Here is a 25,083-nt window from a genome sequence, read left to right as displayed (position 1 = left end):
GCCCGGCGCGGCGGGGCCGGCGGCGGGACCGTACGGGATCATGGTGTGCATGACACACACGTCCCGTCGCGGCCTGCTCGCCGCGATCGCCGCCTCCGCCGCGGCCGTCCCGCTCGGCACCGCGACCGCCGCCCCGGCACGCGCCACGACCACGACCGGCGGCGCGGGTGCCCCGGCCGCCGGTGCCGCCGCGTCCGCTGCCGCCGTGGATCCGCTGCCCGGACCGGGCGCCGCCCGCTCCGCGGTGACCCTGCCGCCCCTGGACGCCTCCTACTTCAGCCAGGTCGCCCTGACCGCGCCGCTCACCGCCACGGTGCTCTCCGGCACCCCGGCCCGCACCGAGGTCACCTCGGGCGGCGGCCGGGTCGCGCTGCTCACCCACGGCGCCCGGACCGTCCTGGTGGCGGGCCCGCGCAGGACGTTCACGGAGAACAAGCGGCCCTTCACGGACGACTTCGGCCGCACCCTGCCGGACACCACGCTGCCGGCCGCGCAGCGCAAGTACTGGGGGACCTCGCCGGGCGGCGGCAGCTGGTCCACGCTCGGCCCCGCCGCCACGGACTACTCGGTGCGGCCCGGCACCGGCGTGATCGCGCTGACCACCGACTACGCCAGCCGCCACGCCAGCCTGCGCGACGACGAGATCACCGACGTCGACGTGCGCTCCGTGGCCCGCTTCGACAAGGCGCCCACCGGCGCGGCCTGTTCGTACGCGCTGTCCTTCGGCTACCAGGACACCCACAACAACTACCGGGCCCGGCTGTCCTTCCTCACCACGGGCGCGGTGCAACTGCGGGTGGAGAAGGAGGTCGCCGACACGGTCACCCAGCTCGCCTCCCCCGTCGCGCTGGCCACCGCCGCCCCCGTCGGCGCCGACTGGACGATCCGGGTGCGCCGCGAGGGCACACGGATCAGGGCCAAGGCGTGGCGCGACGACACGGCGGAGCCGTCCGCGTGGGCCGTGGACGTCACCGACGGGACGTTCGGCAAGGGCCGGGTGGGGCTGCGCGCCCTCGCCGACAAGGGCTGCACCAACCTCCCGGTCGGGCTGCTGGTGAGCCGCTTCCAGGTGGACGCGGCGAACTGGGCCGCCCCGCCGAGCGTCACCCACGGCGACTGGGTGCGGGTGCTGCCCGAGCCCTTCGACGGCACCTGGACGGCGGAGCTGGAGCGGACCGTGCGCGGCTGGGCCGGATCCACCGCGCCCGACGTGCTCGCCCACGCCGCGATGTTCCTCGCCGGGGCGCCCGCGGTCACCGCCGGGGACGGCCCGGCGCAGGGCAGGCAGGTGCTGGGCGAGGCCGGTTACGGCTATCTCGACCCGCACGGCTACCGCTACGAGGGCGCCGACTTCCACGAGTACATGGGCATCGGCTGGACCTTCCCCGACGGCGCCCACACCGGCCCGTCGAGCAAGCAGGTTGGAAATCTGGACTGCTCGGGCTACACGCGCATGGTCTACGGCCACCACATGGGCGTACCGATGGCCGCGGGCGCGGACACCTCCGGGGAGCGGATACCGCGCACGTCCCGCGACATGGCCGACCACACGCCCGGTGTGCTCGTCGACCGCACCGACGGCACCGCGCCACCGGCGGCGGACCGGCTCCAGCCCGGCGACCTGGTGCTGTTCGACGCCGACTCGGGCGACGACGACCCCGACCGGCAGATCGTGACGGTCGACCACGTGGGCATCCACCTGGGCACGGACGCCACCGGCAGGCGCCGCTTCCTGTCCAGCCGCAAGACGGTGAACGGGCCCACCATGTCCGACCTCGGCGGCGCCTCGCTGCTGGACGGCACGGGCACCTACGCCACGTCGCTGCACACCGTGCGCCGGATCTGACCCCGTGCGGCGCACCGGCCGGGGCTCCGGCGGCCCCGGGCCCCGGCGGTGCTACACGCGCACGGCGGCGGGCGCGGGCAGCGGCCGGGCCGGGCCGCCGCACCCGCCGCCGTGCTGGGCGGCGTCGGCCAGAGCGCGGCGGTCGCGGTGGGTGCCCGGCGGCAGGGCGGGCCGCACGTCGACGCGGGCGCTCAGGCCGCGGGCCGAGGCGACCCGCCACAGCGACGCGAGCAGGCTGTCGTCGCCGACGAAGGCGGCGGCGGTACCGGCCGCTCCCCCGCTCGCCCGGTAGTCGATCCGGACCGGCTGGACCGCCGCCCCGGCGTCCAGGGCGGCCTGGAAGACGGCCCGGTGGAAGCGGCCCTGCTCCCGGCCGCACCAGGTGCTGCCCTCGGGGAAGGCGGCGACGGCGGTGCCCGCGCGCAGCGCGTCCGCGATCCGGCCGACCGTGCCGGGCAGGGCGCGCAGCCGGTCCCGTTCGATGAACAGGGCGCCGCCGCGGGCCGCGAGCCGGCCGGCCAGCGGCCACCGGCGGATCTCCCGTTTGGCGAGCATCCTGGCCGGGCGCACCGCGGCCAGCAGCGGCACGTCGAGCCAGGAGACGTGGTTGGCCACCAGCAGCAGCCCGCCGGTGGGCGCGGCCGCCCCGCTGATCTCGACGCGGACCCCGGCGGCCCGGACGAGCGCCCGGCACCAGCGCCGGATCCAGCGCGCGGGCAGGCGCGGGCCGAGCGGGGACAGCGCGATCCCGGCCAGCAGCAGCGCCGCCAGCGCGGTGAGCCGCAGCACGGCCAGCGGGGCGCGGACCGCCGGGGCGGCCCCGCTCAGGCAGGCGCCCGGGGTGCAGGGCGCGGCCGGCAGCCAGGCGCTCACCGGACGGCCGGGGCGAGGGAGAGGAAGTGCCGCAGATAGCGTGGGTCGACGCGGCGCATGGACAGCAGCACATACAGGTCGGCGACGCCGAAGTCGGGGTCGTGGGCGGGTTCGCCGCACACCCAGGCGCCCAGACGGAGGTAGCCGCGCAGCAGGGCGGGCAGTTCGGCGCGGGCGGGCGCCGGGGCGGCGTTCGCGGGCAGCCAGGGCAGCAGCGGGCGCACCCGGTACTCGGCCGGTGCCAGGTGCTTGGCGCGCACCCGCTCCCAGGTGCGGGCCGCCTGCGCGCCGCCGTCGGCGAGCGGCAGCGAGCAGCAGCCGGCGAGCCACTCCTGGCCGTGGTCGACCATGTAGCGGGCTATGCCCGCCCAGATGAGGCCGATCACGGTGCCGTCGCGGTGGTCGGGGTGGACGCAGGAGCGGCCCACCTCGACGAGCGAGGGGCGGATCGGGTCGAGGGCCGTGAGGTCGAACTCGCCCTCGGAGTAGAGGCGTCCGGCGACGGCGGCCCGCTCGGGCGGCAGCAGCCGGTAGGTGCCGACGACCTGCCCGGTCGCGGTGTCGCGCACCAGGAGGTGGTCGCAGTAGGCGTCGAAGGCGTCGATGTCGTGCCCCGGTTCGGGGGTGGCGAGCAGGGCGCCCATCTCGTTGGCGAAGACGTCGTGCCGCAGCCGCTGCGCGGCGCGCACATCGGTCTCGTCGCGGGCGAGGGAGACGGTGTAGCGGGCGGGTGCCGAGGACTGCGGGGGCCGTGCGAGTGCGGTACCACCGGACATGGCTCTCTCCTGGTCACGGGCGGATCACGGGCCGGTACGGACAGGGAAGCGGGAAGGGCGCTCGCGGACCGGCGGTGCGGTCCGTCGTTCCTGTTCTTCCGGTGCCGGCTGTCCGGTGCGTGACCGGTGCCAGGAGAGGGGGTGTGCGGTTGTTGAATGCCCGGGTGCGAGGCGGGGCCGGGGATGAGCACCACTCCCGGCCCCGTCCGTCCGCCCCCTCGGCGAACGTCTTGTGGGCGGCCTACCGCTTGCCCGCCCTGCGGGTGGCCCGCAGCCACTCCTTGTTCATGCTGGTGATCGAGACCAGGGGGATGCCCTTGGGGCAGGCGGTGGCGCACTCGCCGGTGAGGGTGCAGCCGCCGAAGCCCTCCTCGTCCATCTGCGCGACCATGTCCAGGACCCGGCTCTCGCGTTCGGGGGCGCCCTGCGGCAGCACGTTGAGGTGGTTGACCTTGGCGGAGGTGAACAGCATCGCCGCGCCGTTGGGGCAGGCGGCCACGCAGGCGCCGCAGCCGATGCACTCGGCGTGCTCGAAGGCGAAGTCGGCGTCCGGCTTCGGTACGGGTGTGGCGTGGGCCTCGGGGGCGGCGCCGGTGGGGGCGGTGATGTAGCCGCCGGCCTGGATGATCCGGTCGAAGGCCGAGCGGTCCACCACCAGGTCCTTGACCACCGGGAAGGCGGCGGCCCGCCAGGGTTCCACGTCGATGGTGTCGCCGTCGCGGAAGGAGCGCATGTGCAGCTGGCAGGCGGTGGTGCGCTCGGGGCCGTGCGCGTCACCGTTGATGACGAGGCTGCACGCGCCGCAGATGCCCTCGCGGCAGTCGTGGTCGAAGGCGACGGGGTCCTCACCGGCGAGGATGAGCTGTTCGTTGAGGATGTCCAGCATCTCCAGGAAGGACATGTCGGACGAGACGTCGTCCAGCTCGTAGGTAGACATGGCGCCCTCGGCGGCGGCGTTCCGCTGCCGCCAGACGCGCAGGGTGAGCTTCATGCGTAGCTCCGCTGGGTGGGGTGGACGTACTCGAAGACCAGGTCTTCCCTGTGCAGGACGGGCGCCTCGCCGGTGTTGGTGAACTCCCAGGCCGCCGCGTAGCCGAACTCCTCGTCCCGGCGGGCGGCCTCGCCGTCGGGGGTCTGGGACTCCTCGCGGAAGTGGCCGCCGCAGGACTCGGCGCGGTGCAGGGCGTCGAGGCACATCAGCTCGGCCAGTTCCAGGTAGTCGACGATGCGGTTGGCCTTCTCCAGGGACTGGTTGAACTCCTCGCCGGTGCCGGGCACCTTGATGCGCCGCCAGAACTCGTCGCGGATCTGCGGGATGCGCTCCAGTGCCTTGCGCAGCCCGGCGTCGGTGCGGGCCATGCCGCACAGCTCCCACATGAGTTCGCCGAGTTCGCGGTGGAAGGAGTCGGGGGTGCGGTCGCCGTCGACGGCGAGGAGCAGGTGGAGCCGGTCCTCGGTCTCGGCCAGCACCTCCTGGACGACGGGGTGGTCGTCGGTGACCGGGTCCTGGTGCGGATGGCGGGCCAGGTAGTCGTTGATGGTGGCCGGCAGCACGAAGTAGCCGTCGGCCAGGCCCTGCATCAGCGCGGAGGCGCCGAGGCGGTTGGCGCCGTGGTCGGAGAAGTTGGCCTCGCCGATCGCGAACAGGCCGGGGACGGTGGTCTGGAGGTCGTAGTCGACCCACAGGCCGCCCATCGTGTAGTGCACGGCGGGGTAGATCCGCATCGGCACCTCGTACGGGTTCTCCGCGGTGATCCGCTCGTACATGTCGAAGAGGTTGCCGTACTTCTCCTCCACGCTGCCGCGGCCCATGCGCCGGACGGCGTCGGCGAAGTCGAGGTAGACGCCCTGTCCGCCGGGGCCCACTCCCCTGCCCTCGTCGCAGACGTTCTTGGCGGCGCGGGAGGCGATGTCGCGGGGCACGAGGTTGCCGAAGGAGGGGTAGATGCGCTCCAGGTAGTAGTCGCGCTCGTCCTCGGGGATCTCGTTCGGCGGGCGGTCGTCGCCCTTGGCCTTCGGCACCCAGATGCGGCCGTCGTTGCGCAGCGACTCGCTCATCAGGGTCAGCTTGGACTGGTGGTCGCCGGTGCGCGGGATGCAGGTGGGGTGGATCTGGGTGAAGCAGGGGTTGGCGAAGTAGGCGCCGCGCCGGTGCGCCCGCCAGATCGCGGTCGCGTTGGAGTTCATGGCGTTGGTCGACAGGTAGAAGACGTTGCCGTAGCCGCCGGTGGCGAGGACGACGGCGTCCGCGAAGTAGGTGCCGGTCTTCCCCGTGATCAGGTCGCGGGCCACGATGCCGCGGGCGCGGCCGTCGACGACGATCAGGTCCAGCATCTCGGTGCGCGGGTGCATCTCGATGTTCCCGGCGGCGATCTGCCGCGACAGCGCCTGGTAGGCGCCGAGCAGCAGCTGCTGCCCGGTCTGGCCGCGGGCGTAGAAGGTGCGGGAGACCTGGACGCCGCCGAAGGAGCGGGTGTCGAGCAGGCCGCCGTACTCGCGGGCGAAGGGGACGCCCTGGGCCACGCACTGGTCGATGATCTCGACGGAGATCTGGGCGAGCCGGTGCACGTTGGACTCGCGGGAGCGGAAGTCGCCGCCCTTGACGGTGTCGTAGAACAGGCGGTGCACCGAGTCGCCGTCGTTGCGGTAGTTCTTCGCGGCGTTGATGCCGCCCTGCGCGGCGATGGAGTGGGCCCGGCGCGGGGAGTCCTGGTAGCAGAACTGGACGACGCGGTAGCCCTGTTCGGCGAGGGTGGCCCCGGCCGAGCCGCCCGCGAGGCCGGTGCCGACGACGATGACCGTCTGTCCGCGCCGGTTGGCCGGGTTGACCAGCTTGGCCTCGAAGCGCCGGGTGTCCCAGCGCTGTTCGACCGGCCCGGAGGGGGCCTTGGTGTCGGCGACCGGTTCCCCGGTCGTGTAGTCGGCGTAGGCGGTCATGTCAGCTCACCACTCCGGTCATCACGCCCACCGGTACGGCGATGAAACCGGCCGTGAGCAGTACTGCGAGGACGTCTGCGACGGTCTTCAGGGCGCGGTCGCGGGCCCGGCTGCCGACGCCGAGGGTCTGGGCGGCGCTCCAGAAGCCGTGCCGGATGTGCAGGCCGAGCGCCAGCATGGCGACGATGTAGATCACGTTGCCGTACCAGGTGGAGAAGGTGTCCACGACGTTCTGGTACGGGTGGCCCTCCTGGAAGCCGCCGGAGTGCACGGTGCCGGTGGTCAGGTCCAGCAGGTGCCAGACGATGAACAGGCCGAGGATGATCCCGCCCCAGCGCATGGTGCGGGTGGCGTAGCTCGCGCGGGGCCTGGCGTGCACGTACTTGGCCGGGCGCGCCCGGATGTCGCGGCGGCTGAGCTGGTACGCGGAGACGGCGTGCGCGACCACGGCGACGACCAGCACGACCCGGATCAGCCAGAGCGTCCACTCGTAGTGCATGAACGGCTCGCCCACGGTGCGCAGCCAGTGCGCGTAGTGGTTGAACTCGTCCGCGCCGAAGTAGATCTTCAGGTTCCCGATCATGTGGGCGACCAGGTACAGCAGCATGATCAGGCCACTGACCGCCATCACGGTCTTCTTCCCGACGGTCGACCGCCACACGGTGCGTGCCAGGGACGGCCGTCGGTCCGTCCGCGTTGCCAGAGCCATGGGACCGACGCTAGGCCCGCCGGGGGTCATCGGTCCAAGACATGGTCCGGCTCGTTCCGATAGGCGGCGGCTATCATGGCCGGGTGCAGCTCCAGCAGCTCCAGTACTTCGTGGCCGTCGCCGAGACCCGGCACTTCACCCGGGCCGCCGATCTGGTCCATGTCGCCCAGCCCTCGCTGTCCCAGCAGATCAAGGCGCTGGAGCGGGAGCTGGGCGCCGACCTGTTCCAGCGGGCGCGCGGCAACATCACGCTCACCGACGCGGGCGAGGCGCTGCTGCCGCTGGCCCGGCGCATCCTCGCCGACGCGGACACCGCCCGGCACGAGGTGCAGGAGCTGGCCCAGCTGCGCCGGGGCCGGGTGCGGCTGGGCGCCACACCGAGCCTGTGCACGGGGCTGCTGCCGGACGTGCTGCGCGCCTTCCACGACCGCTACCCGGGCATCCGGCTGCTGGTCGAGGAGGGCGGTTCGCACGATCTCGTACGGGAGCTGGCGCGCGGCGCCCTGGACCTGGCCCTGGTGGTGCTGCCGCTGCCCAGCCCGTCCCCCGCGCTGACCACGGTGGAGCTGCTGCGCGAGGACCTGGTCGTGGTGTCCTCCTCGGACGCGCCGCCGCCCGGACCCGCGGGGCGGCGGACGGTGCGCATCGCGGATCTGGCGGGCGTGCGGCTCGTGATGTTCCGCCACGGCTACGACCTGCGGGAGCTGACGGTCGCCGCGTGCCGCGCCGAGGGTTTCGAGCCGGAGTTCGCCGTGGAGGGCGGTGAGATGGACGCCGTCCTGGGCTTCGTACGGGCCGGTCTGGGCGTCGCCGTCGTGCCCCGCATGGTCGCCGCCCGCTCCGGGCACGGTCTGCGGGTGACCCCGCTGGCCCGCCCCGGCCTGCACCGCACGATCGCCCTGGCCCACCGCAGCGACGTGGCGCCGCCGCGGGCGGCCAGGGAGCTCCAGCGGATGCTGCTGGAGCGGTGAGAGCGGTGAGCGGGCCCGGGGCTGCGGGCGCGCGCGTACGGGCGGCTCCGCGGGCGTACGGCGCTCAGCCGCGCACAGCCGGGGCCAGTACCTCCTCGCACCACTGGCCGAACCCGGTGGGCGCCGTGTCCGGGGTGCTCGGCACACCGGCGCCGTAGAAGCCCTGCTCGTCCTGGGCGCGGACCATGTCGACGACGCCCTGCGCCCACGCCTCGCCGACCCCGTGGCCCAGCAGGGCGCGCCGGAAGTCGTCGAGGGCGACCGGCCGCATCCGGACCGGGCGGCCCAGCACCCCGGACATCACCTCGGCCATGCCCTCGGGCGTCAGCGCGTCGGGGCCCACCAGCGGGACGTCCTCCTGCCCGGTCCAGGACGGGTCGAGCAGCAGCCGGGCGGCGGTGGCGGCGATGTCGCGGGTGGCACAGGTGCGCAGGACCCGTCCGCCGTCGTTGGCCAGGTGGAAGACCCCCTGCTCGCGGATCGAGGCGGCCTGGCCGAGCAGGTTCTCCATCAGGAAGGGCGGGCACAGCGCACGATAGTGCACACCGGTGGCCGCGATCGACTCGTCCATCGCCAGGGAGGCGGAGATCTGTCCGGCGTCCACGGCGGTCTTGCGGCCCAGGGTGGAGACGCCCACCACCCGCCGCACGCCCTGCTCCCCGATCACCCGGCACAAAGCGTCGGTGAAGGCGCGGAAATGGCCCTCGACACTGTCGGCGCCCGGCACCGGGGGCACCAGCCAGAACACCTGGCCGACGCCCGCCGCCGCCTCGGCGAGCAGTCCGGGGTCGCTGTGCGAGCCGCGGAACACCTCGGCCCGCTCCCGCGCCCGCGGGGTGAGGCGCGCCGGGTCGCGGGCGATCACCCGCAGCCGTCCGGCCGTGTCCGGCTCGTCGAGGAGGAGGTCGAGCAGGCGCCCGCCGATCTGGCCGGTCGGAGTGGTCACGAGCATCACGAGGTGTCTCCCGGAGGTCACAGAAGTCGGAAAAGGTAAAGGTGGAGTAGAGGGTGAGAGTCGGGGCGGCCGGTGCCGCCGCGCGGCGAGCCGTCCGGCCCGTCCCCGACCCCGTCCCCGTCCCCGACCCGTCCCCCGATCCTTCGCCCGTCGCCGCCGGAACTGAAGGTCCGGTCCGGTCGCGGTCGTTACCCTGAAGGCAATACCGACCGGAAGGGGCAGCCGTGGAGTCCCGTGCCCTGCGCTATTTCGTCGCCGTCGCCGAGGAGCTGAACTTCGCCCGCGCCGCCGAGCGGCTCGGCATCTCGCCGCCCCCGCTGTCCCGCGCGATCCGCGCGCTGGAGACGGACCTCGGTGTCACCCTGTTCGAGCGGAGCACCCACCGGGTGGCACTGACCCCGGCCGGCGAGGTGCTGCTCACGGAGGGCCGGATCGCGCTGGACGCGCTGACGGCGGCCGGGCGCCGGGCGCAGCGGGCCGTCGCACCGCAGGCCGGGCTGGTCCTCGCGGTGAAGGCGGACGGCGACGCGGGGCTGCTGGAACCGATCCTGGAGCGCTTCGCCGCCGATCCCGCCGCCGTCCCGGTGACGGTCCGGCTGTGCGCGCTGCACGAGTCCGCCACGCTGCTGCGCCGCGGCGAGGCGGACGTGGCCCTGGTCCACGGCCCCTACGACCCGACCGGCCTGGACAGCGAGACGCTCACCGTGGAGCCGCGCGTCGCCGCCGTGGCGGCCGCCCATCCGCTCGCCGCGCGCACCCGGCTCAGCCTGGACGACCTGGGCATGACCGCGGAGGACGTCGGACGGCCCGTCGGGCGGCCCCGGGACGACTGCCGCGATCTGGCCCAGTTGCTCACCCTGGTCGCGCTCGGCGAGATCGTGACGCTGCTGCCCGCCTCCGTGACCCTGCGCTATCCGCGCCCCGGTGTCGCCTACCGCCCCGTCGTGGACGCGCCCGCCGCCGTCATGGCGGTCGCCTGGCCCCAGCAGTCGCGCTCGACCGCCACGGCGGCCCTGGTCCGGGCGGCCACGACGGTGGCCGAGGCCCGGACACGGGCGCCGCGGCGCACGCCCGACGAGGCGCCGCTCACCCCCGGAACCGGCCTGGGAGCCGGGGCCGTGGCCGGAGCCGGAGGCTAGACCGGGGAAGGGGCGGGCGCCGGAGCCGCGGCGGAGACGGCGGTGGCGGCAGGCGTACCCACCGCACACGCACCCGTCGCCCGCGTCACGCGGCACCGCCCCGTCGGCTCAGCCCGTCGCGTCCGCCAGGGCCAGCTCGTGCAGCCGGTCCGGCGGGCCGGGACGGGCGTAGTACCAGCCCTGGGCCGTGTCGCAGCCCAGTATCCGCAGTTGTTCCGCCTGGGCTCCGGTCTCCACGCCCTCGACGGTGACCGCGAGGTCCAGGCTGTGCGCCAGGGCGACGATCCCCTCGACGATCTTCAGGTCGACGGGGTCGGCCGGGAACTGCTGCATGCCCTGGGTGAAGGAGCGGTCCAGCTTGAGCACGCTCACCGGCAGCCGCCGCAGGTTGGCCAGGTTGGAGTAGCCGGTGCCGAAGTCGTCCAGCGCGATGTCCACGCCCATGTCGGCCAGTCGGCGCAGCGGTTTGAGCAGATCGTCGTCCGCGCCGATCAGCGCCGACTCGGTCACCTCCAGGCACAGCGCGTCCGGGGTCACCCCCGCGCGCTCCAGGATGTCGACGGTGTCCTGGACGAGTCCGGGATGGCCGAGCTGGCACGGCGAGAGGTTGACGTTGATGCGCAGCGGCCCGCTGGAGCCGTCACCGTGCCGCTCCCGCCACTCGCGGGCCTGGCGCACCGACTGCTCCATGACCCAGCGGCCCAGCGGCACGATCAGCCCGGTGTGCTCGGCGAGCGGGATGAACCGGTCGGGGCCGAGCACGCCGTGCTGCGGGTGCAGCCAGCGCACCAGTGCCTCAGCGCCGCGCACACTGCCGTCGCCGAGGTGCACCAGCGGCTGGTACTCGATGAAGAACTCGCCCCGGTCGAGCGCGGCGGGCAGCGCGGTGGTGAGCCCGTGCCGGGTGATGGCGCGGGCGTCGGCCTCCGGGTCGGCCAGCTCGAAGCGGTTGCCGCCCGCCGACTTGGCGCGGTACATGGTGATGTCGGCGCTGCGCAGCACCTCCGCCGCGCTGCGCTCCCCCACCGGGCCCTCGACGACGCCGATGCTGCCGCGCACGGTCAGCTCGCGCCCGTCGATGCGGATGGGGGCGAGCAGCGCGTTCATGATGCGGGTGGCGAGGTCGTCGACCTCGCTGCGGCTGTCGGCTCCGGTGGTCAGCGCGACGAACTCGTCGCCGCCGAGCCGGGCGACCATCTCGCCGGGCGCGGTCGCGCATGCCTGGAGCCGGTCGGCGACCTCCACCAGCAGCCGGTCGCCGGCCGCGTGGCCGAGGCTGTCGTTGATGGTCTTGAAGCCGTCCAGGTCGAGGTAGCACAGCCCGAAGCGGCTGCCCTCGCCCGCGTTGAGCGTCTTCTCCAGCCGTTCGAAGAACAGGGTGCGGTTGGGCAGTCCGGTGAGCGCGTCGTGGGTGGCCTCGTAGCGCAGCCGCAGGTTGAGCAGCCGCCGCTCGGTGGTGTCCTCCATCAGGGCCAGCTGGTACTGGGGGTTGCCGTCGGGGTCGCGCAGCAGGGAGACGGTCAGGTTGGTCCACAGGACCGTGCCGTCGGGGCGGTAGAAGGCCTTCTCCACGTGGTAGTGCTCGCGCTCGCCGCGCACCAGTTCCTGGTACAGCCGCCAGGTCTGCGGGGCGTCGTCGGCGTGCGTCCACTCCTGGACGTTGCGTACGCGCAGGCTCTGCTCGGAGCCGCCGAACATGCGCAGCAACGCGCCGTTGACCTGGAGGACGTTGCCGTCCAGGTCGGCGATCCCGATGCCTATGGCGGCGCCCTCGAACACGGCGCGGAAGCGGGCCTCGCTGGCGTGCAGCGCCTGGGCGACCACGCCCTGGGCGCGCAACGCGGCCTGCGCGATGGCCTCCTGCTCGACGAGGGTGCGCTCGCGCAGGGCCCGCGCGAACCCGGCGGCCATGGCGTGCTGGAGGCGTCCGGAGCGGGCCCGCAGGTCCTCGGGGTCGCCGTCCTCGCCGCAGTAGAGCACGAGGTAGGCGTCCACGCAGTCCAGGGAGCGGCTCAGTGCCTCGGGCGCCGTGCAGTGCGCCCCGATCAGCGCGGCGCCGACCGCCTCGCCCTCCGCGGCGTCGAACGCCCTGGCCCGCAGCGCCCCGCTCAGCCGGCGGGCCAGCGGCAGGAGTTGCTCCTCGAACTCCGGGCGGGTCAGCGACGTGGAGGTCACCGGGAAGACCGCCCGGCTCCAGATCGTCGTCAGCCGGCGCAGTCTGTCCTCCGGGCCGTCCGGCTGCGTGTTCACGCCGTACGCCCCACGCCGGCGTATCCGGAGAAGGCGTAAGGATCCTCGTCCTCCGGCGCCGTCTCCGGCCGCCAGCGCGCCATCGGCACCAGTCCGGGTTCCACCATGTCGTACCCCTCGAAGAACCGCGCGATCTCCTCGCGCGAGCGCATGATCAGCGGATTGCGGATGCCCTTGTATACGTCGACCGCGCCCTCGCTCCGCTCCGGCGGCAGCGGGATTCCCTCGTACGAGGCATGCGTGAGGATCAGCAGGCTGCCGGGGGCGAGCGCGTCGCGCAGCGCGGCGACGGCGGTGTACGGGTCGTCCGTGTCTTCCACGAAGTGAAGTATGGCAACGAGAAGCAGCGCCACTGGCCGATTCAGGTCGATCAGCCGCCGCAACGGGGGGCTTTCGAGGATCTCGTGGGGCTTGCGCAGGTCCGCCGCGACCACGTCCGCGTCGTCGTTGTCCGCGAGGACGGCCTGGCTGTGGGTGACCGCGACCGGGTCGTGGTCGACGTAGACCACGCGGGCGCCGGGGCGGGCGTCCTGGGCGACCTCGTGCACGTTGCCGAAGGTGGGGATGCCGGAACCGATGTCGAGGAACTGCGTGACGCCCTCGTCCAGCGCGAACCGCACGGCGCGGCGCATGAACGCCCGGTTGGCCTGCATGACCTTGGGCAGCCCCGGCATGAACTCCATGGCCCTGCGGGCCGCTTCGCGGTCGATCTCGAAGTTGTGCGAACCGCCCAGGTAGTAGTCGTAGATCCGGGCGACGCTCGGCACCGAGATGTCGATGCTCCGTGGGGCCCAGGCGGGACGCTCCATCTTCTCTCCACAACGTAGGCGATCCGGTGTTCGAGCTGAGGCTACTGATCGCCCGCCAAAGGGGCGAGAGGAAACGGAAATTGACCATCCGTTCCCGGTCACCACCTGCGGCGTACGGTCCGGAGGGCGCCCGCATCACGGTGGATTGGGCCGATGTGCGGGCCCGGCGGAAGCGCTCGGGCGCACGCTCCGGCACACGGCGGACCGCCCCTTGGCGCGATACGGAAGAGAAACGATCCGGCGGACACCGCACGCGCGGTGTGCGTGGGCTGCACGGTGTGCGCGTGCGCCCGCCGTCACTTCCGCGTTCGGCGCCCCCTCTGCCCCGCAGCGGGGGCAGAGCGCACCGGTTGCCGTCGGCGCATCGGCCGTCGCGCTCGGTGACCGTGCCGCCGAGGCGACCCCCGCGTCCGGACCCTCCGACTCACGACGGCTCACGACGGCTCACGTCGGCTCACATCGGCCTCGGGCCGGGTTCGAGTCGGCCTGGGGCCGCTCTCCACCAGCTCGCACACGCGTCCGTATCGGCTCGGCGAGGGCGGTGCTCCGCCCAAACCCGCCTCCGTCCCGTTTCGCTCCTTCGGACCAATCGCCCGGCGCGTCGGAGTGCGGGGGTCCGGAGCGGCCCATGATCTCGGTCGTGCATCGACCGAAACCGACCCGATTCGCCCTGGTGCTGCGGGTGTTGGCGCCGACGGCCGTGGCGTGGACCTGCGTGGGCGTCCCCGCCGCCCCGGCGGCCGCCGACGCCTGCGCCTATGCCTCCACGGGGCCGGGCGGAACCGTGGCGGTGGCGGTGGCCGGCGGCGGCACCTGGCCCCCGTTCCCCTCGTGCCCGAGGCCCACGCCCACGCCCACGCCCACGCCCACACCTACGCCCACGCCGACTCCGACCCCGACTCCGACCCCCACTCCGCCCCCCACCCCCACCCCGTCGCCCACGCCGAAACCCCCACCACCACCGCCGAAGCCCACCCCGCACCCGACACCTCCGCCGAAGCCCCGGCCCACGCCACCGCCCCCGCGACCGGCCCCGGTGGCCCCCGCGCCCCGCCCGGCACCGCCCCCGCCCCCCTCGCCCACCCCCACCCCGACACCGAGTCCCACGCCCCGCCCCAGCCCTTCGGCGCGGCCGGTCACCTATCCGCACTACCGGGCCCAGCCGCACCGGCACACGCCCCGGCGCGCTCCGTCGCCGATCACCTACGTCCTGTTGATCGCGGTGCCCGCGCTGGTCGCCGTCGCCGCGCTCCGCCCGCGCTGACCCCTGGAGGAACCCGTTGTCGGAATGGCTTGTTCTCGTCCTCGCGATGCTGGCCGCCTGTGCCGTGGTCGTGGTCATCACCCTCGTACGGGACCGCACGGCGGCCGAGGACGAGGACCCCAGCGACACCCCGGACGTCATCGAGTACATGACGATGTGGATCGGTGTGGTGTACGCCATCGTGCTGGGCCTGGCCATCGCCGGGGTCTGGGAGGCCCGGGTCTCCGCCCAGGACCACGTCCAGGCCGAGGCCCAGGCGCTGCACGAGATCTCCGAACGCGTCCGGGTCTATCCGCCGGACGTGCGCGACCGGATCCGTTCCGATGTCAACGCCTATGTCGGACACGTCGTGCACACCGAGTGGAAGACGATGGTCGACCACGGCCATGTGACGAAGCAGGGCGACCAGTTGCTGGAGAAGATCCGCGCCGACGTCAGCGACTACCAGCCGAAGTCCGACTTCGAGGCGCAGGCGTACCAGCCGCTCGTCGACCAGGTCACCGCCGCCGACCAGGCCCGCGCCGCCCGCTCGGACTCCACCGGGGCGACGATGCCCGGCGTGGTGTGGTTCGGGCTGATCGCCGGGGCGGTGATCACCATCGGCATGGTCTTCGCGCTCCAGATCCGGCGCACCCCGCGCGAACTGGTCCTCGCGGGGGTGTTCTCCGCGCTGATCGCCTTCCTCCTCTTCCTGATCTGGGACTTCGACGCGCCCTACAGCCGGGGCATCGCGTCTTCCACGGCGCCCTTCCTGGACATGTTCCCGGGCATCACCCGCTGAGGCGGCCGGGTACGGCGCCAGGCGCGCGGGAGTGACGGGCACTCACCGGCCGGTACCCCGGCCGCGGGTGCCCCGTCCCCTGTGCGGCCCACACGGTTGCCCCGTTCGCCCGGGTGCGATAGCGCCGGAGTGCACATGTTCCTAGCGTTTCGATCATCGAGGTGCATTTCAGGCGCACGCGGAAAAGGTCCGCAGCTGCTCCTCGGGGACCGGAGGAATCACCATGCGCGTCATACGCGTCGTTTCGGCGGCACTGCTGGGTCTGGGCGCCCTCACCCTCTCCGCACCCGCGGCCGTCGCGAGCGGCGGTGACGGCGGCTCCTACGACGGCGGCGGCCACTCGTCGTACGGCGGCGGGGGCGGCGGCGGGGGCGGCGGCGACCGCTCCTACGGCGGCGGAGGCGGCGACAGCAGCTCCTACGGGGGCGACGACGAGGACGAGGGCCGCGGCGGCCGGGGCGGAGGCAAGCCCGAGCACTTCCAGCACGGCGTCCGCGCGGGCGGGGGCGGCACCGTCGCCGGGTTCGACCTGAAGGAGGTCGGCATGGGCACGGCGCTCATCGCCGGTTCGGTGGGCACGGCGTACTACCTGTCGCGGCGCCGCACCGGCGAGGAGGGCGTCGCCTGACACCGCCGTCGTCCCCCACATACATCTGCGCCCCGGACCTGTGCGGGTCCGGGGCGCAGATGTGTCAGGAAGATGTCCGCGGGGGCGGGAAGGTGTCCGCGGGGGCCGGTCCCGCCCCGGGCGGTCGCGGCGCGGGCCGCCGCCGCACACGCGCCGGTCCGGCCTCCGCCGCGCGGGACGGAGGCCGGACCGGGGGCCGTGGGCATACGGCGCCGTCAGACGCGCCTGCCGGGCCGGCGGCGCAGCAGGAACACCCCGCCGCCGACGACGCCCGCCGCCACCAGGCCGCCGCCGATGGCGATGTCCGCCGTGGTCGCGCCGGTGGTCGTGGCCCCGCCGAGGCCGCCGCGCACCCCGCCGACGACGGTGAACGCCCCCGGCCGGGTCAGGGTGCGGCCGTCGCACCGGACCGTGATGTCGTACGTGCCGGGGCGGACGTCCTCGCGGACGGTGGCCACGCCCCGTGCCGTCTCGCGCGCGCCGTCGACGGGCCGCAGCCAGGTGGTCGAGAAGGCGCGCGAGGCGGCGGTCCCGCCGCTGCGGCAGCCTTCCACCGTGATCGCCAGCTGCCCGCCGCGGGCGATCACACCGGGCAGGGCGGTGATGTCGCGGATCCCGCCGGAGCCGCCGCCCGGACCGCCACCGGGACCGCCGCCACCGGGGCCGCCGCCGCCCGGCCACCCTCCTGGGCCGCCTCCGGTCCAACCGCCCGGTCCGCCGATCTGGCCGCCCCCGTGGCCGCCGTGCCCCTCGCCGAACCCGCCCACCTGGCCGTGTCTCGGCCGGTGTTCGTGCCCTCGCCCGAACCCGCCGTCCGGGCCGCGCCCGAAGCCTCCGTCCGGGCCCCGGCCGCCGCCGAAGCCGCCCACCTGTCCGTTGCCCGGACCGCCGTCGGGACCGCCGCCGAAGCCGCCCACCCCGCCGACACCACCGACTCCGCCCACGCCGCCGACACCACCCACCCCGCCGGTGCCACCGATCCCGCCGCCGCCACCGACCTGGCCGATGCCCGGCCCGCCGATCTGACCGTTGCCGGGTCCTCCGATCTGACCGTTGCCCGGACCGCCGACCTGGCCGTTCCCGAAGCCGCCGATCTGGCCGTTGCCCGGCCCGACGTCCCAGCCGCCGGGGGCGTCGCCGCCCTTGGCGGCGGCCACCGGGGCGGCCAGCCCTACGGCGGCGACGGCGGCCACCAGGGCCGCCAGGGGGGTACGAGTGATGGACATGTGTTCCTCCGCGGAAGGCGCCCCGGGGGCCCGTACCCGGTCGATCGGCGAGAAAGCGCCTCCCGCGAGAACCCTCGGACGGCCCGTACCCGACCGCATTTCGGCGCTCGTCCGACCCGGTGAGCCGATCCGCCGGTGGATTCACCCCGTTGAAGGTCGCCGCAGGTCACGGGTTGTCATAAAGCCCCCGTACGGCCCGACTCGGATGGCGCACGAAAAGGCGGTGCGCCACCCGTTCGCCTCCGTCCCGTCGCCGGTTCCCGGCGCCGGACTTAGCGTGCAGGCACGGGCGAGTGAGAACGGTGCCGGCCGCGCCGAGAGGGGATGGCGTATGACTGCGAGCGAGCTGTCCGGATTCCGGGAAGAGGAGGAGCCGCAGCCACGGCGGAAGCGTGCGCCGTGGGGCGTGATAGCGCTGGTCCTGCTCTCCGGGCTCGCTCTCATCCGCAACGGCTCGGGCGAGTTCGACGCCGGTCCGCCGCAGCCTGCGAAGGCGGCGGCACCGGACGTCGCGCGCGCGGTGCCCAGCGCCCCGCAGTCCACGGACACCGCGGACGCACCGGCCCTGGAGCGCTCGGTGCCCGACCGGATCAGGGTCCCCGTGATCCAGGTCGACGCGCCCGTCACCCCGGTCGGCGTGGACAGCGACGGCTGGGTCGCGGCGCCGCCCCCGGACGACCCGAACCTGGCGGGCTGGTTCAACGGCGCCGTCACCCCCGGCGAGAAGGGGACCGCGGTCGTCGTCGGCCATGTGGACAACACCATGGGTCCGGCGGTCTTCTACGGCCTCGGCGCGCTGAAGAAGGGCAACCACGTCGAGATCCACCGCGAGGACGGGAGGACGGCCGTCTTCGAGGTGTACGGGGTGGAGGTGTTCGAGAAGAGCGACTTCCCCGGGGACCGCGTGTACGGCTCGAAGGGCACACCGGAGCTGCGGCTCATCACCTGCGGCGGCGACTACACGAAGAAGACCGGGTACCAGGGGAACGTCGTCGTCTTCGCCCGGCTGGCCGAGGTCCGCTGACCGGCGGGGGCCCGCCCGGCGCGACGGCACCGCCGGGCGGGCGGCCGTGTCAGGTGTACTTCCGGCGCGGGACGGTGAAGTGGTAGCCCTCGTCCAGCAGCTTGGGCAGATAGGTGCGCAGCGCCCGGACGGTCTGCGAGCGGTCGCCCCCGGCGTCGTGGGAGAGCACCACCACCCCGGGGGCGGCGCCCCGCTCCACCCGGCGCACGATGGCCTTGGTGCCGGGCGTCGTCCAGTCGAGGCTGTCGACGGTCCAGGCCAGGGGCTCCATGCCGAGTTCGGCGTTGAGCCGGAAGACCGTGCGGTTCCAGGCGCCGTAGGGGGCGCGGAACCACAGGGGCCGCTCGCCGTACGCCTTCTCGATGACGTCGCAGGTGCTCTCGATCTCGTCGCGGATCTCGCTCCGGCTGAGCTGGGTGAGCAGCGGGTGGGTCCAGGTGTGGTTGCCGACGACATGGCCCTCGTCGGCCATCCGGGCCAGCAGGTCGCGGTTCCAGTCGGCCATCTCGCCGCACACCATGAACGTCGCCCGGATGTCGTACTTGGCCAGGGTGTCCAGCACCTGGGGGGTGTACTCGGGGTTGGGGCCGTCGTCGAAGGTGAGGAGCATCGTGTTGCCGCGGCCGGAGAAGCTCAGGATCGGGGCGGTGCGCACCTCGGTCGGCAGCGGCCTGATCCGCTGCGGGGCGTCGCCGGTCAGGGGCCGCAGCCGGTAGGCGGAGGGTCTGAGGGCGCTGTGCGCCTGCGGGCCCGCGGCGGGCGGCGCGGGCGGCGGACCGCCGGAGGAACCGGAGAGCAGCAGTCCGGCCGTGCCGGCGGCGCCTGCCGCGCCGAGAGCGGCGGCCCCGGCGAGCAAGGCCCGGCGCCGCGTGAACAACTGATCCTTCTGCATGAGTCATCAGTGACCGGACGGTCCCCGCCGCACCGGTACGGCGGCACGAAAACACCCGCCCGGACCAGCCGGCGCCCGGCGGCGCCCCGTCCGATAAGCTACGCAGCGTGACGGAACAGCACGAGGAGCACGAGCAGCAGGCGTCCCGGTTCGAGCGGGGCACCGACGGGCCGAAGGTGATCGTGGCCGGGGTGGACGGCTCCGACTCCTCGATGCGGGCCGCCGCCTACGCCGCCGGTCTCGCCCGCCGGCAGGGCGCGCGGCTGGCCCTCGTGTACGTGCAGCCGGTGATGTCGGCGGGGGCCGCGCTGGGCGCGCCGGTGGCCGACACGACCGACGAGATCGCCGAGGACCTCGTCCAGCAGATTCGCGAGTCCGCCGAACGGCTCAAGGGGATATTCGAGGTGCGCTGGGAGTTCCACACCTTCCGCGGTGATCCGTACAACGGGCTGGTGACGGCCTCCGACGAGCTGAAGGCGGACGCGGTGGTCGTCGGCGCCTCCGAGCAGGCGGGTCATCGGATCATCGGTTCGGTGGCAGTACGCCTGGTGAAAGCGGGAAGGTGGCCTGTGACGGTGGTGCCGTAGGGCGTCGCACCGCGTTCCCCGTGACCGGCGGGGCGTGCGTGGCGTCTTCCGAACCCGGCCGCGCTGGGCCATCATGATCCGCCGTCAGCCGATTGCCGTCTGCGAAGAGGTGAGGCGCATGGCCGGGCTCCGCATGGGTGAGGGCATTCTCCGCCGTAAACCCATCGAACACATCGAGGAGACGGAAGGCGGCGAAGGACCGAAACTCGAACGGTCGCTCGGGCTGTGGCAGCTCACGGCGATCGGTGTGGGCGGCATCATCGGGGCGGGCATCTTCACCCTGGCCGGTACGGTGGCCAACGGCACGGCCGGTCCCGCGGTGCTCGTCTCCTTCCTGATCGCGGGCGTGGCCAGCGCCGCGGCAGCGCTGTCGTACGCGGAGTTCGCCGGGATGATCCCGAAGGCGGGCTCGGCGTACACCTACGGGTACGCGGTGCTCGGCGAGTTCGCCGGCTGGTTCATCGGCTGGGACCTGCTGCTGGAGTACACGGCGATCGTGGCGGTGGTCGCCATCGGCATCTCCGGGTACTTCAGCTTCCTCGTCGAGGACATGGGCGCGCATCTGCCGTCCTGGATGCTGGGCGCGCCCGGCACCGGCTCGGGGCACCGGGTCGACCTGTTCGCGGCGATCCTGTGCCTGCTCATCGCCTGGCTGCTGAACCTCGGCATCCGCAGCGCGGCCCGCTTCGAGACGGTCGTGGTGGCGCTGAAGGTCGTCGTGGTGCTGGTGGTGATCCTGGTCGGTGTCTTCCACATCAACAGCGCCAACTACCATCCGTTCTTCCCCTTCGGGGTCGGCGGGGCGTTCACCGGCGCGGCCACCGTGTTCTTCGCGGTCTTCGGCTACGACGCCATGTCGACGGCGGCCGAGGAGTCCAAGGACGCGCAGCGGCACATGCCGAAGGCGATCATCTACTCGCTGGCCATCGCGATGGTGCTGTACGTGGCGGCCTGCCTGGTGCTCACCGGCATGCAGAACTACAAGGACATCGACAAGGAGAGCGGCTTCTCGACCGCGTTCAAGTCGGTGGGGCTGAGCAGTCTGGCGGACGTGATCGCGGTGGGCGCGATCATCGGCATCCTCACCGTGATGTTCACGTTCATGCTGGGTGTGACCCGGGTGTGGTTCTCGATGTCCCGGGACGGGCTGCTGCCGCGCTGGTTCGCCAAGACGCACCCCACCCGGCACGTGCCGACGCGCGTGACGTGGATCGTCGGGATCGCGTCCGCCGTGATCGCCGGGTTCCTGCCGATCGCGGAGGCGGCCGAGCTGACCAACATCGGGATCCTGCTGGCGTTCGTGGTGGTCTGCACGGCGGTGATCGTGCTGCGCTACCGGCAGCCGGACCTGCCGCGTTCCTTCCGCACCCCGTGGATGCCGTTCGTGCCCGCGCTCGGGATCGTCTTCTCCCTCTGGCTGATCACGTTCCTCCAGTGGCAGACATGGGTGCGGTTCGTGGTGTGGTTCCTGATCGGCTGCGTCATCTACTTCGGCTACTCGTACAAGCGCTCCGCGCTGGCGCCGGGGCGCGGCCCGAAGAGCTGACGGACGGCGGACCGGCCCGGCGGCGCGGCGGTCACGCGCCGCCGGGCCGGTCGCTGCCCGCCGGGCCGTCAGCGGCCCATCACCAGGCCGTCCTTCGCCGCGCCGCGGGCGAGCACCGCGTCCCGGATCCCGTCGCGTACGGCCTGGAGGTCGGCGCCCCGGCCGATGGCCTCGTCGACGTTCACCACCCGTCCGGCGTCGGGGTCGAACAGTTCGGGCACGAACTCGGCCCGGGTCACCTCCCAGCGGCCTCCGGCCCTGGCGGGCGGGGCGAAGGTGAAGCGGGCCAGGGTGCTCCGGCCGGTGCGCGGGTCGGCGGGCGCGGCGGCGGCGCCGGGCTGCGGACCCGCGACCTGGTCTCCGGTCCCGTAGACCACCCAGGTGCCGCCCACCTTCTCGTAGGGCAGGGGCGTCCGGGCACCGGTCCCGAGGATCAGGTCGACGGCGGGGCGGTCGCCGGTGCGGGCGGCGGTGAGCCTGCGCGCCAGTTCCGTCTGCTCCGGGTCCGGGCCGTCCTGGTCCGGGTCGCCCCAGTCCAGGGACACCACGACGACATCGGCGCCCGCCTGCCGGGCGGCCCGCGCGTCGGCGAGGATCCGGTCGGTGTCGAGCAGGCGCAGCGACCAGGGCTGCCCGGCGGGCGACGGCCGGTCCGGGCCCTGGCTGTAGGCCAGATGGGCGACCAGCGCGGACCCGGCGCGCAGGAGGGCGCCGCGCGCCTCGTCCTCGGTACGGGCCGACCCGGCGTGCCGGATCCCGGCGCGGTCCAGGGCGTCCAGGGTGCGGCGGACCCCGTCGGCGCCGTCGTCCAGGGTGTGCGCGGAGGCGGTGGCGCAGCCGTCGTAGCCGGTGGCGGCGAGCGCCGGGGCCAGCTCCGGCGGGAACATGCCGGGGGACGCGGCGGCGGGCGCCTCCTCGGGTTCCTGTACGGCGTCCAGGTGGCACAGGGCCACGTCCGCGCCGGAGACGGCCGCGGCGACGCCCTCCAGCAGGGGGCGGAAGTCGTGGCCGGTGCCGCCCGCGTCGAACGCGGCCCGTTCGACGACCGAGGCGTCCGGCCGGACGGCGCCGGAGGCCAGCAGGGTGAACGCGGTGGCGGCCGGGCGGGTTCCGGCCGTGGGCGCCGGGGGCGCGGCCGCCGCGGGCCGCTGCTCGCGGTGGCCGGCCTGGCAGGCCGCCGCCGCGGTGAGGACGGCCGTCACGGCCAGGGCCACCTGGTGTCGGCGTGCGAACATCGGTTCCCTTCAGAGCAGGCGTTCGATCATTCGGTCATATCGACGGACAAGCGTTAGTCAGATGGGTACGAAGCGGGCCGTCGCCGCAAACAGCGGCGGTGCCGTGATTGGTCCGTCCGGTGCGCACCGGCCCCTGTCCGGCAGCCGCCGGACCCCGGGCGCCCGGCGCTCCGTACCGTCACCGGCACCTGACGGACCGTTCGTCGCACCGTTCAACGACGCGATCGACCGTCCGCCGCACAGCGCCGCGCGCGCCCTGTCCCCGGACGGCACCCTGCGGTGCCATACGGCCATGATGGCCGGAACCACCCTCCCGCCCGCGCCGCCGACCACCGGGGCGCCCGCCGACGTCACGACCGCCCGGACGGCGGGTGCCGGGACGACGACCGCCGAGCACGAACTCGCCGCGCTCCAGCGCGAGCACGCACGGCCGCTGTTCGCCCTGCTGCTGCGGCTGTGCGACGGCGACCGGCAGCGCGCCGAGGACCTGCTCCAGGAGACGCTGGTGCGGGCCTGGCAGCACCCCGAGGCGCTGCGCGCCGAGACCTTCGACTCGGTACGGCCCTGGCTGCTGACCGTCGCGCGGCGGCTGGCCATCGACGCGCGCCGGGCCCGGCAGGCCCGGCCACCCGAGGTCGGCGACGCCGTCCTGGAGAACGCGCGGGTGATCGCCGACCACGCCGAACGGTCCGCCGCCACCCTCGATGTGCGGCGCGCTGTGAAGACACTCACTCCACAGCACCGTGACGTCCTGGTGCTCGTGTACTTCCGCGGGGCCAGTGTGGCGGAGGCCGCCGAAACCCTGGGCATTCCGCCCGGTACCGTGAAGTCCCGTGCGTACTACGCGCTGCGCGCCCTGCGCAGGGTGCTTCCCGGTTACGCGGCCGACCTGCGATGAAACGGACTCTTGGGTCAAGCCTCCGTAAAGCGCCTTGCTGTGGACCCCTGTTGGGTAATCGGCTGTTCTCATCCGTGTTCCGCGGGGGCACGGTCCCGGGAGCCGGGGCTCGGGCGACGCGCACGCACCGGAGGAAGGCGGGAAGGGATGCTGCACAGAGGGCACGAGAACGCGGAGGGCGGCCACGGCGGTGATCAGGACGTCCCCATGGCATGGTTCTACGCCGAGTACATCGCCGACGAACTGCTGCGCACGGGCGATCTGATGCCCCCGGCGTCGGTGGAGTTCCGCGCCGGACGGGACGCGCTGGCGCTGACCGTCTTCCTGTCCGACACCGGAGGCGAGCTGTCCGGCATCCGGGTGGTCTCGCAGCTGGAGACCTGGCTGTCGCTCACCGCGTACGACCAGCCGTGGCAGGACTGGGTGCGCGAGCGGGTGGCCTGCCTCGCCGCCGACGCGGACGCCCGGGGCGTCCCCTCGCCCGACCTCGCGCTGGCCGAGGCCGCCTGGCGCTGGCTGGAGGAGACCGAACTGCTCGCGCCCGACCTGGACGCGGTGCCGGACGGCGCGGGCGCGGTGGGCGAGGACGAGGGCCCCAAGGTGTGGACGCCCGCCTGGCAGCTCGGACTGCCCCTGGGGCATCTGGCCATCCATCTGTTCTGACGTTCTGATGTTCTGACCGGGTCCGGCTCCGCGGCACGGCGCTCCGGACGGCGGCGCCTCGCCGCGTCCCGCGCGGGGTGCCCGGTCCGGGCGCGCACGGCCCGCCGGGCAGACGGGCAGACGGGCAGACGGGCTACTTGAGCAGCCGGGAGAGTCTGCGGTCCGCGAGCGGCTTGCCGCCCGTCTGGCAGGTCGGGCAGTACTGGAGCGAGGAGTCGCTGAAGGAGACCTCGCGGATGGTGTCACCGCACACCGGGCAGGGTTCGCCGGTGCGGCCGTGCACCCGCAGGCCGCTCTTCTTCTCCGCCTTCAGCCGGCCGGCCGCGATGCCTCTGGAGCGCTCGACCGCCTCGGTCAGGGTGGTGCGCAGCGCCTCGTACAGCCGCCCGGTCTCCTGCGGGGTCAGGGAGGCCGCCAGCTTGAACGGGGACATCCGGGCCGCGTGCAGGATCTCGTCGCTGTAGGCGTTGCCCACACCCGCGATCAGGCTCTGGTCGCGCAGGGCGCCCTTGAGCTGCCGCCGCTCCCCCGCGAGCAGCCCGGCGAAGCGCTCCTCGTCGAAGTCGTCGGCCAGCGGGTCCGGGCCGAGGCGGGCGACGCCGGGCACCTGCCGCGGGTCCGGGACGACGTACACCGCGAGCCGCTTCTGGGTGCCGGCCTCGGTGAGGTCGAAGCCCGCGCCGGTCTCCAGGGCGACCCGCAGGGCGAGGGGGCCCTTGCCGGGCCGGGGCGGGCCGTCCGGGAGGCGGTCCCGCCACTGGAGCCACCCGGCCCGCGCCAGATGCGTGACCAGGTGCGGGCCGCCGTCGGTCGCCAGGTCGAGGAACTTGCCGTACCGGCCGACGGAGGTGACCTCGTGCCCCTCCAGGGCGGTGACCGGCGGGTCGTAGGTCTTCAAGACGCTGATGGCGACGGGCAGCACCCGGACCACTTCGTGACCGACCAGGTTCTCGGTCAGGAAGTCCCTGAGCGCTTCCACCTCGGGCAGTTCCGGCATGGTTCCAGAGTGCCACCGCCCACTGACACCGCCACGCGGCGCGGACCTCCGCCGCCTCCGCCCGGACGGCTCCCCCG

22 protein-coding genes are annotated in these 25,083 nt (G+C 73.9%); 10 read left to right on the top strand and 12 right to left on the bottom strand.

Features of this window, described 5'->3' with window-relative positions:
* Nucleotides 1–49 precede the first annotated feature (49 nt).
* Nucleotides 50–1,846 carry an NlpC/P60 family protein gene (locus tag ACWDYF_RS03215; protein ID WP_389463827.1) on the top strand — a complete coding sequence of 599 codons (1,797 nt, stop codon included), beginning with the start codon at nt 50–52 and terminating at the stop codon, nt 1,844–1,846.
* Nucleotides 1,847–1,897: 51 nt separating this feature from the next.
* Here ACWDYF_RS03215 and ACWDYF_RS03210 read toward each other — a convergent pair whose 3' ends face one another.
* The 5 genes from ACWDYF_RS03210 to ACWDYF_RS03190 form a co-directional block, all read right to left on the bottom strand.
* Nucleotides 1,898–2,719 carry a lysophospholipid acyltransferase family protein gene (locus ACWDYF_RS03210; protein ID WP_389463825.1) on the bottom strand — a complete coding sequence of 274 codons (822 nt, stop codon included), beginning with the start codon at nt 2,717–2,719 and terminating at the stop codon, nt 1,898–1,900.
* Nucleotides 2,716–3,495, bottom strand: coding sequence for a GNAT family N-acetyltransferase (locus ACWDYF_RS03205; RefSeq protein ID WP_389463823.1), 780 nt, complete (start codon nt 3,493–3,495; stop codon nt 2,716–2,718). The genes ACWDYF_RS03210 and ACWDYF_RS03205 overlap by 4 nt, the downstream gene beginning before the upstream one ends.
* Before the next feature lie 241 nt (nt 3,496–3,736).
* Entirely contained in the window at nt 3,737–4,486 is a 750-nt protein-coding gene (locus tag ACWDYF_RS03200) for a succinate dehydrogenase/fumarate reductase iron-sulfur subunit (protein ID WP_064536565.1), read from the bottom strand.
* Nucleotides 4,483–6,432, bottom strand: coding sequence for a fumarate reductase/succinate dehydrogenase flavoprotein subunit (locus ACWDYF_RS03195; RefSeq protein ID WP_389463820.1), 1,950 nt, complete (start codon nt 6,430–6,432; stop codon nt 4,483–4,485). Before ACWDYF_RS03195 ends, ACWDYF_RS03200 begins: the two co-directional genes overlap by 4 nt.
* Before the next feature lies 1 nt (nt 6,433).
* Nucleotides 6,434–7,105 carry a succinate dehydrogenase gene (locus tag ACWDYF_RS03190; RefSeq protein WP_381744599.1) on the bottom strand — a complete coding sequence of 224 codons (672 nt, stop codon included), beginning with the start codon at nt 7,103–7,105 and terminating at the stop codon, nt 6,434–6,436.
* 119 nt (nt 7,106–7,224) lie between these two features.
* Here ACWDYF_RS03190 and ACWDYF_RS03185 point away from each other — a divergent pair, with 119 nt between their 5' ends.
* Entirely contained in the window at nt 7,225–8,112 is an 888-nt protein-coding gene (locus tag ACWDYF_RS03185) for a LysR family transcriptional regulator (RefSeq protein WP_389463818.1), read from the top strand.
* Nucleotides 8,113–8,176: 64 nt separating this feature from the next.
* Here ACWDYF_RS03185 and ACWDYF_RS03180 read toward each other — a convergent pair whose 3' ends face one another.
* Nucleotides 8,177–9,067, bottom strand: coding sequence for an NAD(P)H-binding protein (locus tag ACWDYF_RS03180; protein WP_381744108.1), 891 nt, complete (start codon nt 9,065–9,067; stop codon nt 8,177–8,179).
* Between the two features lie 224 nt (nt 9,068–9,291).
* Here ACWDYF_RS03180 and ACWDYF_RS03175 point away from each other — a divergent pair, with 224 nt between their 5' ends.
* On the top strand, nt 9,292–10,206 hold the full coding sequence (locus ACWDYF_RS03175; protein ID WP_389463815.1) for a LysR family transcriptional regulator: 915 nt from the start codon (nt 9,292–9,294) through the stop codon (nt 10,204–10,206).
* A 108-nt stretch (nt 10,207–10,314) separates the two neighbouring features.
* Here ACWDYF_RS03175 and ACWDYF_RS03170 read toward each other — a convergent pair whose 3' ends face one another.
* Nucleotides 10,315–12,456: a putative bifunctional diguanylate cyclase/phosphodiesterase gene (locus tag ACWDYF_RS03170; RefSeq protein ID WP_381744106.1), complete on the bottom strand. Its 2,142-nt coding sequence runs from the start codon at nt 12,454–12,456 to the stop codon at nt 10,315–10,317.
* On the bottom strand, nt 12,453–13,265 hold the full coding sequence (locus ACWDYF_RS03165) for an SAM-dependent methyltransferase (protein ID WP_381744105.1): 813 nt from the start codon (nt 13,263–13,265) through the stop codon (nt 12,453–12,455). Before ACWDYF_RS03165 ends, ACWDYF_RS03170 begins: the two co-directional genes overlap by 4 nt.
* Before the next feature lie 1,280 nt (nt 13,266–14,545).
* On the opposite strand from ACWDYF_RS03165, the gene ACWDYF_RS03160 reads away from it, so the two are divergent.
* Nucleotides 14,546–15,310 carry a bestrophin-like domain gene (locus ACWDYF_RS03160; RefSeq protein ID WP_078509763.1) on the top strand — a complete coding sequence of 255 codons (765 nt, stop codon included), beginning with the start codon at nt 14,546–14,548 and terminating at the stop codon, nt 15,308–15,310.
* A gap of 223 nt (nt 15,311–15,533) precedes the next feature.
* Nucleotides 15,534–15,938 (top strand): hypothetical protein, encoded by a 405-nt coding sequence (locus ACWDYF_RS03155; RefSeq protein WP_389463812.1) that lies wholly within the window; start codon nt 15,534–15,536, stop codon nt 15,936–15,938.
* Nucleotides 15,939–16,153: 215 nt separating this feature from the next.
* On the opposite strand, the gene ACWDYF_RS03150 is transcribed toward ACWDYF_RS03155, so the two are convergent.
* Nucleotides 16,154–16,660 (bottom strand): hypothetical protein, encoded by a 507-nt coding sequence (locus tag ACWDYF_RS03150; protein WP_389463928.1) that lies wholly within the window; start codon nt 16,658–16,660, stop codon nt 16,154–16,156.
* A gap of 835 nt (nt 16,661–17,495) precedes the next feature.
* Between ACWDYF_RS03150 and ACWDYF_RS03145 the strand changes: the two genes are divergently transcribed.
* Nucleotides 17,496–18,188: a class F sortase gene (locus ACWDYF_RS03145; RefSeq protein ID WP_381744102.1), complete on the top strand. Its 693-nt coding sequence runs from the start codon at nt 17,496–17,498 to the stop codon at nt 18,186–18,188.
* Nucleotides 18,189–18,237: 49 nt separating this feature from the next.
* On the opposite strand, the gene ACWDYF_RS03140 is transcribed toward ACWDYF_RS03145, so the two are convergent.
* Nucleotides 18,238–19,080, bottom strand: coding sequence for a polysaccharide deacetylase family protein (locus tag ACWDYF_RS03140; protein ID WP_381744101.1), 843 nt, complete (start codon nt 19,078–19,080; stop codon nt 18,238–18,240).
* Nucleotides 19,081–19,187: 107 nt separating this feature from the next.
* Between ACWDYF_RS03140 and ACWDYF_RS03135 the strand changes: the two genes are divergently transcribed.
* Together ACWDYF_RS03135 and ACWDYF_RS03130 are read left to right on the top strand one after the other, a co-directional pair.
* Nucleotides 19,188–19,667, top strand: a complete 480-nt coding sequence (locus ACWDYF_RS03135; protein ID WP_018568119.1) for a universal stress protein — start codon at nt 19,188–19,190, stop codon at nt 19,665–19,667.
* Between the two features lie 118 nt (nt 19,668–19,785).
* Nucleotides 19,786–21,213: an amino acid permease gene (locus ACWDYF_RS03130; RefSeq protein ID WP_381744100.1), complete on the top strand. Its 1,428-nt coding sequence runs from the start codon at nt 19,786–19,788 to the stop codon at nt 21,211–21,213.
* Nucleotides 21,214–21,281: 68 nt separating this feature from the next.
* On the opposite strand, the gene ACWDYF_RS03125 is transcribed toward ACWDYF_RS03130, so the two are convergent.
* Complete coding sequence (locus ACWDYF_RS03125) at nt 21,282–22,448, bottom strand: CapA family protein (protein WP_389463808.1); 1,167 nt, start codon at nt 22,446–22,448, stop codon at nt 21,282–21,284.
* 292 nt (nt 22,449–22,740) lie between these two features.
* Here ACWDYF_RS03125 and ACWDYF_RS03120 point away from each other — a divergent pair, with 292 nt between their 5' ends.
* Both ACWDYF_RS03120 and ACWDYF_RS03115 read left to right on the top strand, forming a co-directional pair.
* Nucleotides 22,741–23,346 carry a sigma-70 family RNA polymerase sigma factor gene (locus ACWDYF_RS03120; RefSeq protein ID WP_389463806.1) on the top strand — a complete coding sequence of 202 codons (606 nt, stop codon included), beginning with the start codon at nt 22,741–22,743 and terminating at the stop codon, nt 23,344–23,346.
* Nucleotides 23,347–23,493: 147 nt separating this feature from the next.
* Nucleotides 23,494–24,009 (top strand): hypothetical protein, encoded by a 516-nt coding sequence (locus ACWDYF_RS03115; RefSeq protein ID WP_018568123.1) that lies wholly within the window; start codon nt 23,494–23,496, stop codon nt 24,007–24,009.
* 133 nt (nt 24,010–24,142) lie between these two features.
* Here the strand turns inward: ACWDYF_RS03115 and ACWDYF_RS03110 are convergent, their stop codons facing one another.
* Complete coding sequence (locus tag ACWDYF_RS03110) at nt 24,143–25,006, bottom strand: Fpg/Nei family DNA glycosylase (protein ID WP_381744097.1); 864 nt, start codon at nt 25,004–25,006, stop codon at nt 24,143–24,145.
* Between the last annotated feature and the right edge of the window lie 77 nt (nt 25,007–25,083).

The sequence above is a fragment of the Streptomyces sp. NPDC003284 genome (genome assembly GCF_053589675.1).
Note: the sequence above shows the minus strand (reverse complement) of the source record. Positions and strands in the feature narration are given on the sequence as shown.

Excerpts from the sequence above, each read along its gene's own strand:
- ACWDYF_RS03110 (WP_381744097.1), bottom strand. The coding sequence starts at position 25,006 with ATGCCGGAACTGCCCGAGGTGGAAGCGCTCAGGGACTTCCTGACCGAG.
- ACWDYF_RS03145 (WP_381744102.1), top strand. The coding sequence starts at position 17,496 with ATGACTGCGAGCGAGCTGTCCGGATTCCGGGAAGAGGAGGAGCCGCAG.
- ACWDYF_RS03115 (WP_018568123.1), top strand. The coding sequence starts at position 23,494 with ATGCTGCACAGAGGGCACGAGAACGCGGAGGGCGGCCACGGCGGTGAT.
- ACWDYF_RS03215 (WP_389463827.1), top strand. The coding sequence starts at position 50 with ATGACACACACGTCCCGTCGCGGCCTGCTCGCCGCGATCGCCGCCTCC.
- ACWDYF_RS03125 (WP_389463808.1), bottom strand. The coding sequence starts at position 22,448 with ATGTTCGCACGCCGACACCAGGTGGCCCTGGCCGTGACGGCCGTCCTC.
- ACWDYF_RS03165 (WP_381744105.1), bottom strand. The coding sequence starts at position 13,265 with ATGGAGCGTCCCGCCTGGGCCCCACGGAGCATCGACATCTCGGTGCCG.
- ACWDYF_RS03205 (WP_389463823.1), bottom strand. The coding sequence starts at position 3,495 with ATGTCCGGTGGTACCGCACTCGCACGGCCCCCGCAGTCCTCGGCACCC.
- ACWDYF_RS03130 (WP_381744100.1), top strand. The coding sequence starts at position 19,786 with ATGGCCGGGCTCCGCATGGGTGAGGGCATTCTCCGCCGTAAACCCATC.
- ACWDYF_RS03120 (WP_389463806.1), top strand. The coding sequence starts at position 22,741 with ATGATGGCCGGAACCACCCTCCCGCCCGCGCCGCCGACCACCGGGGCG.
- ACWDYF_RS03200 (WP_064536565.1), bottom strand. The coding sequence starts at position 4,486 with ATGAAGCTCACCCTGCGCGTCTGGCGGCAGCGGAACGCCGCCGCCGAG.
- ACWDYF_RS03155 (WP_389463812.1), top strand. The coding sequence starts at position 15,534 with ATGCGCGTCATACGCGTCGTTTCGGCGGCACTGCTGGGTCTGGGCGCC.
- ACWDYF_RS03140 (WP_381744101.1), bottom strand. The coding sequence starts at position 19,080 with ATGCAGAAGGATCAGTTGTTCACGCGGCGCCGGGCCTTGCTCGCCGGG.
- ACWDYF_RS03195 (WP_389463820.1), bottom strand. The coding sequence starts at position 6,432 with ATGACCGCCTACGCCGACTACACGACCGGGGAACCGGTCGCCGACACC.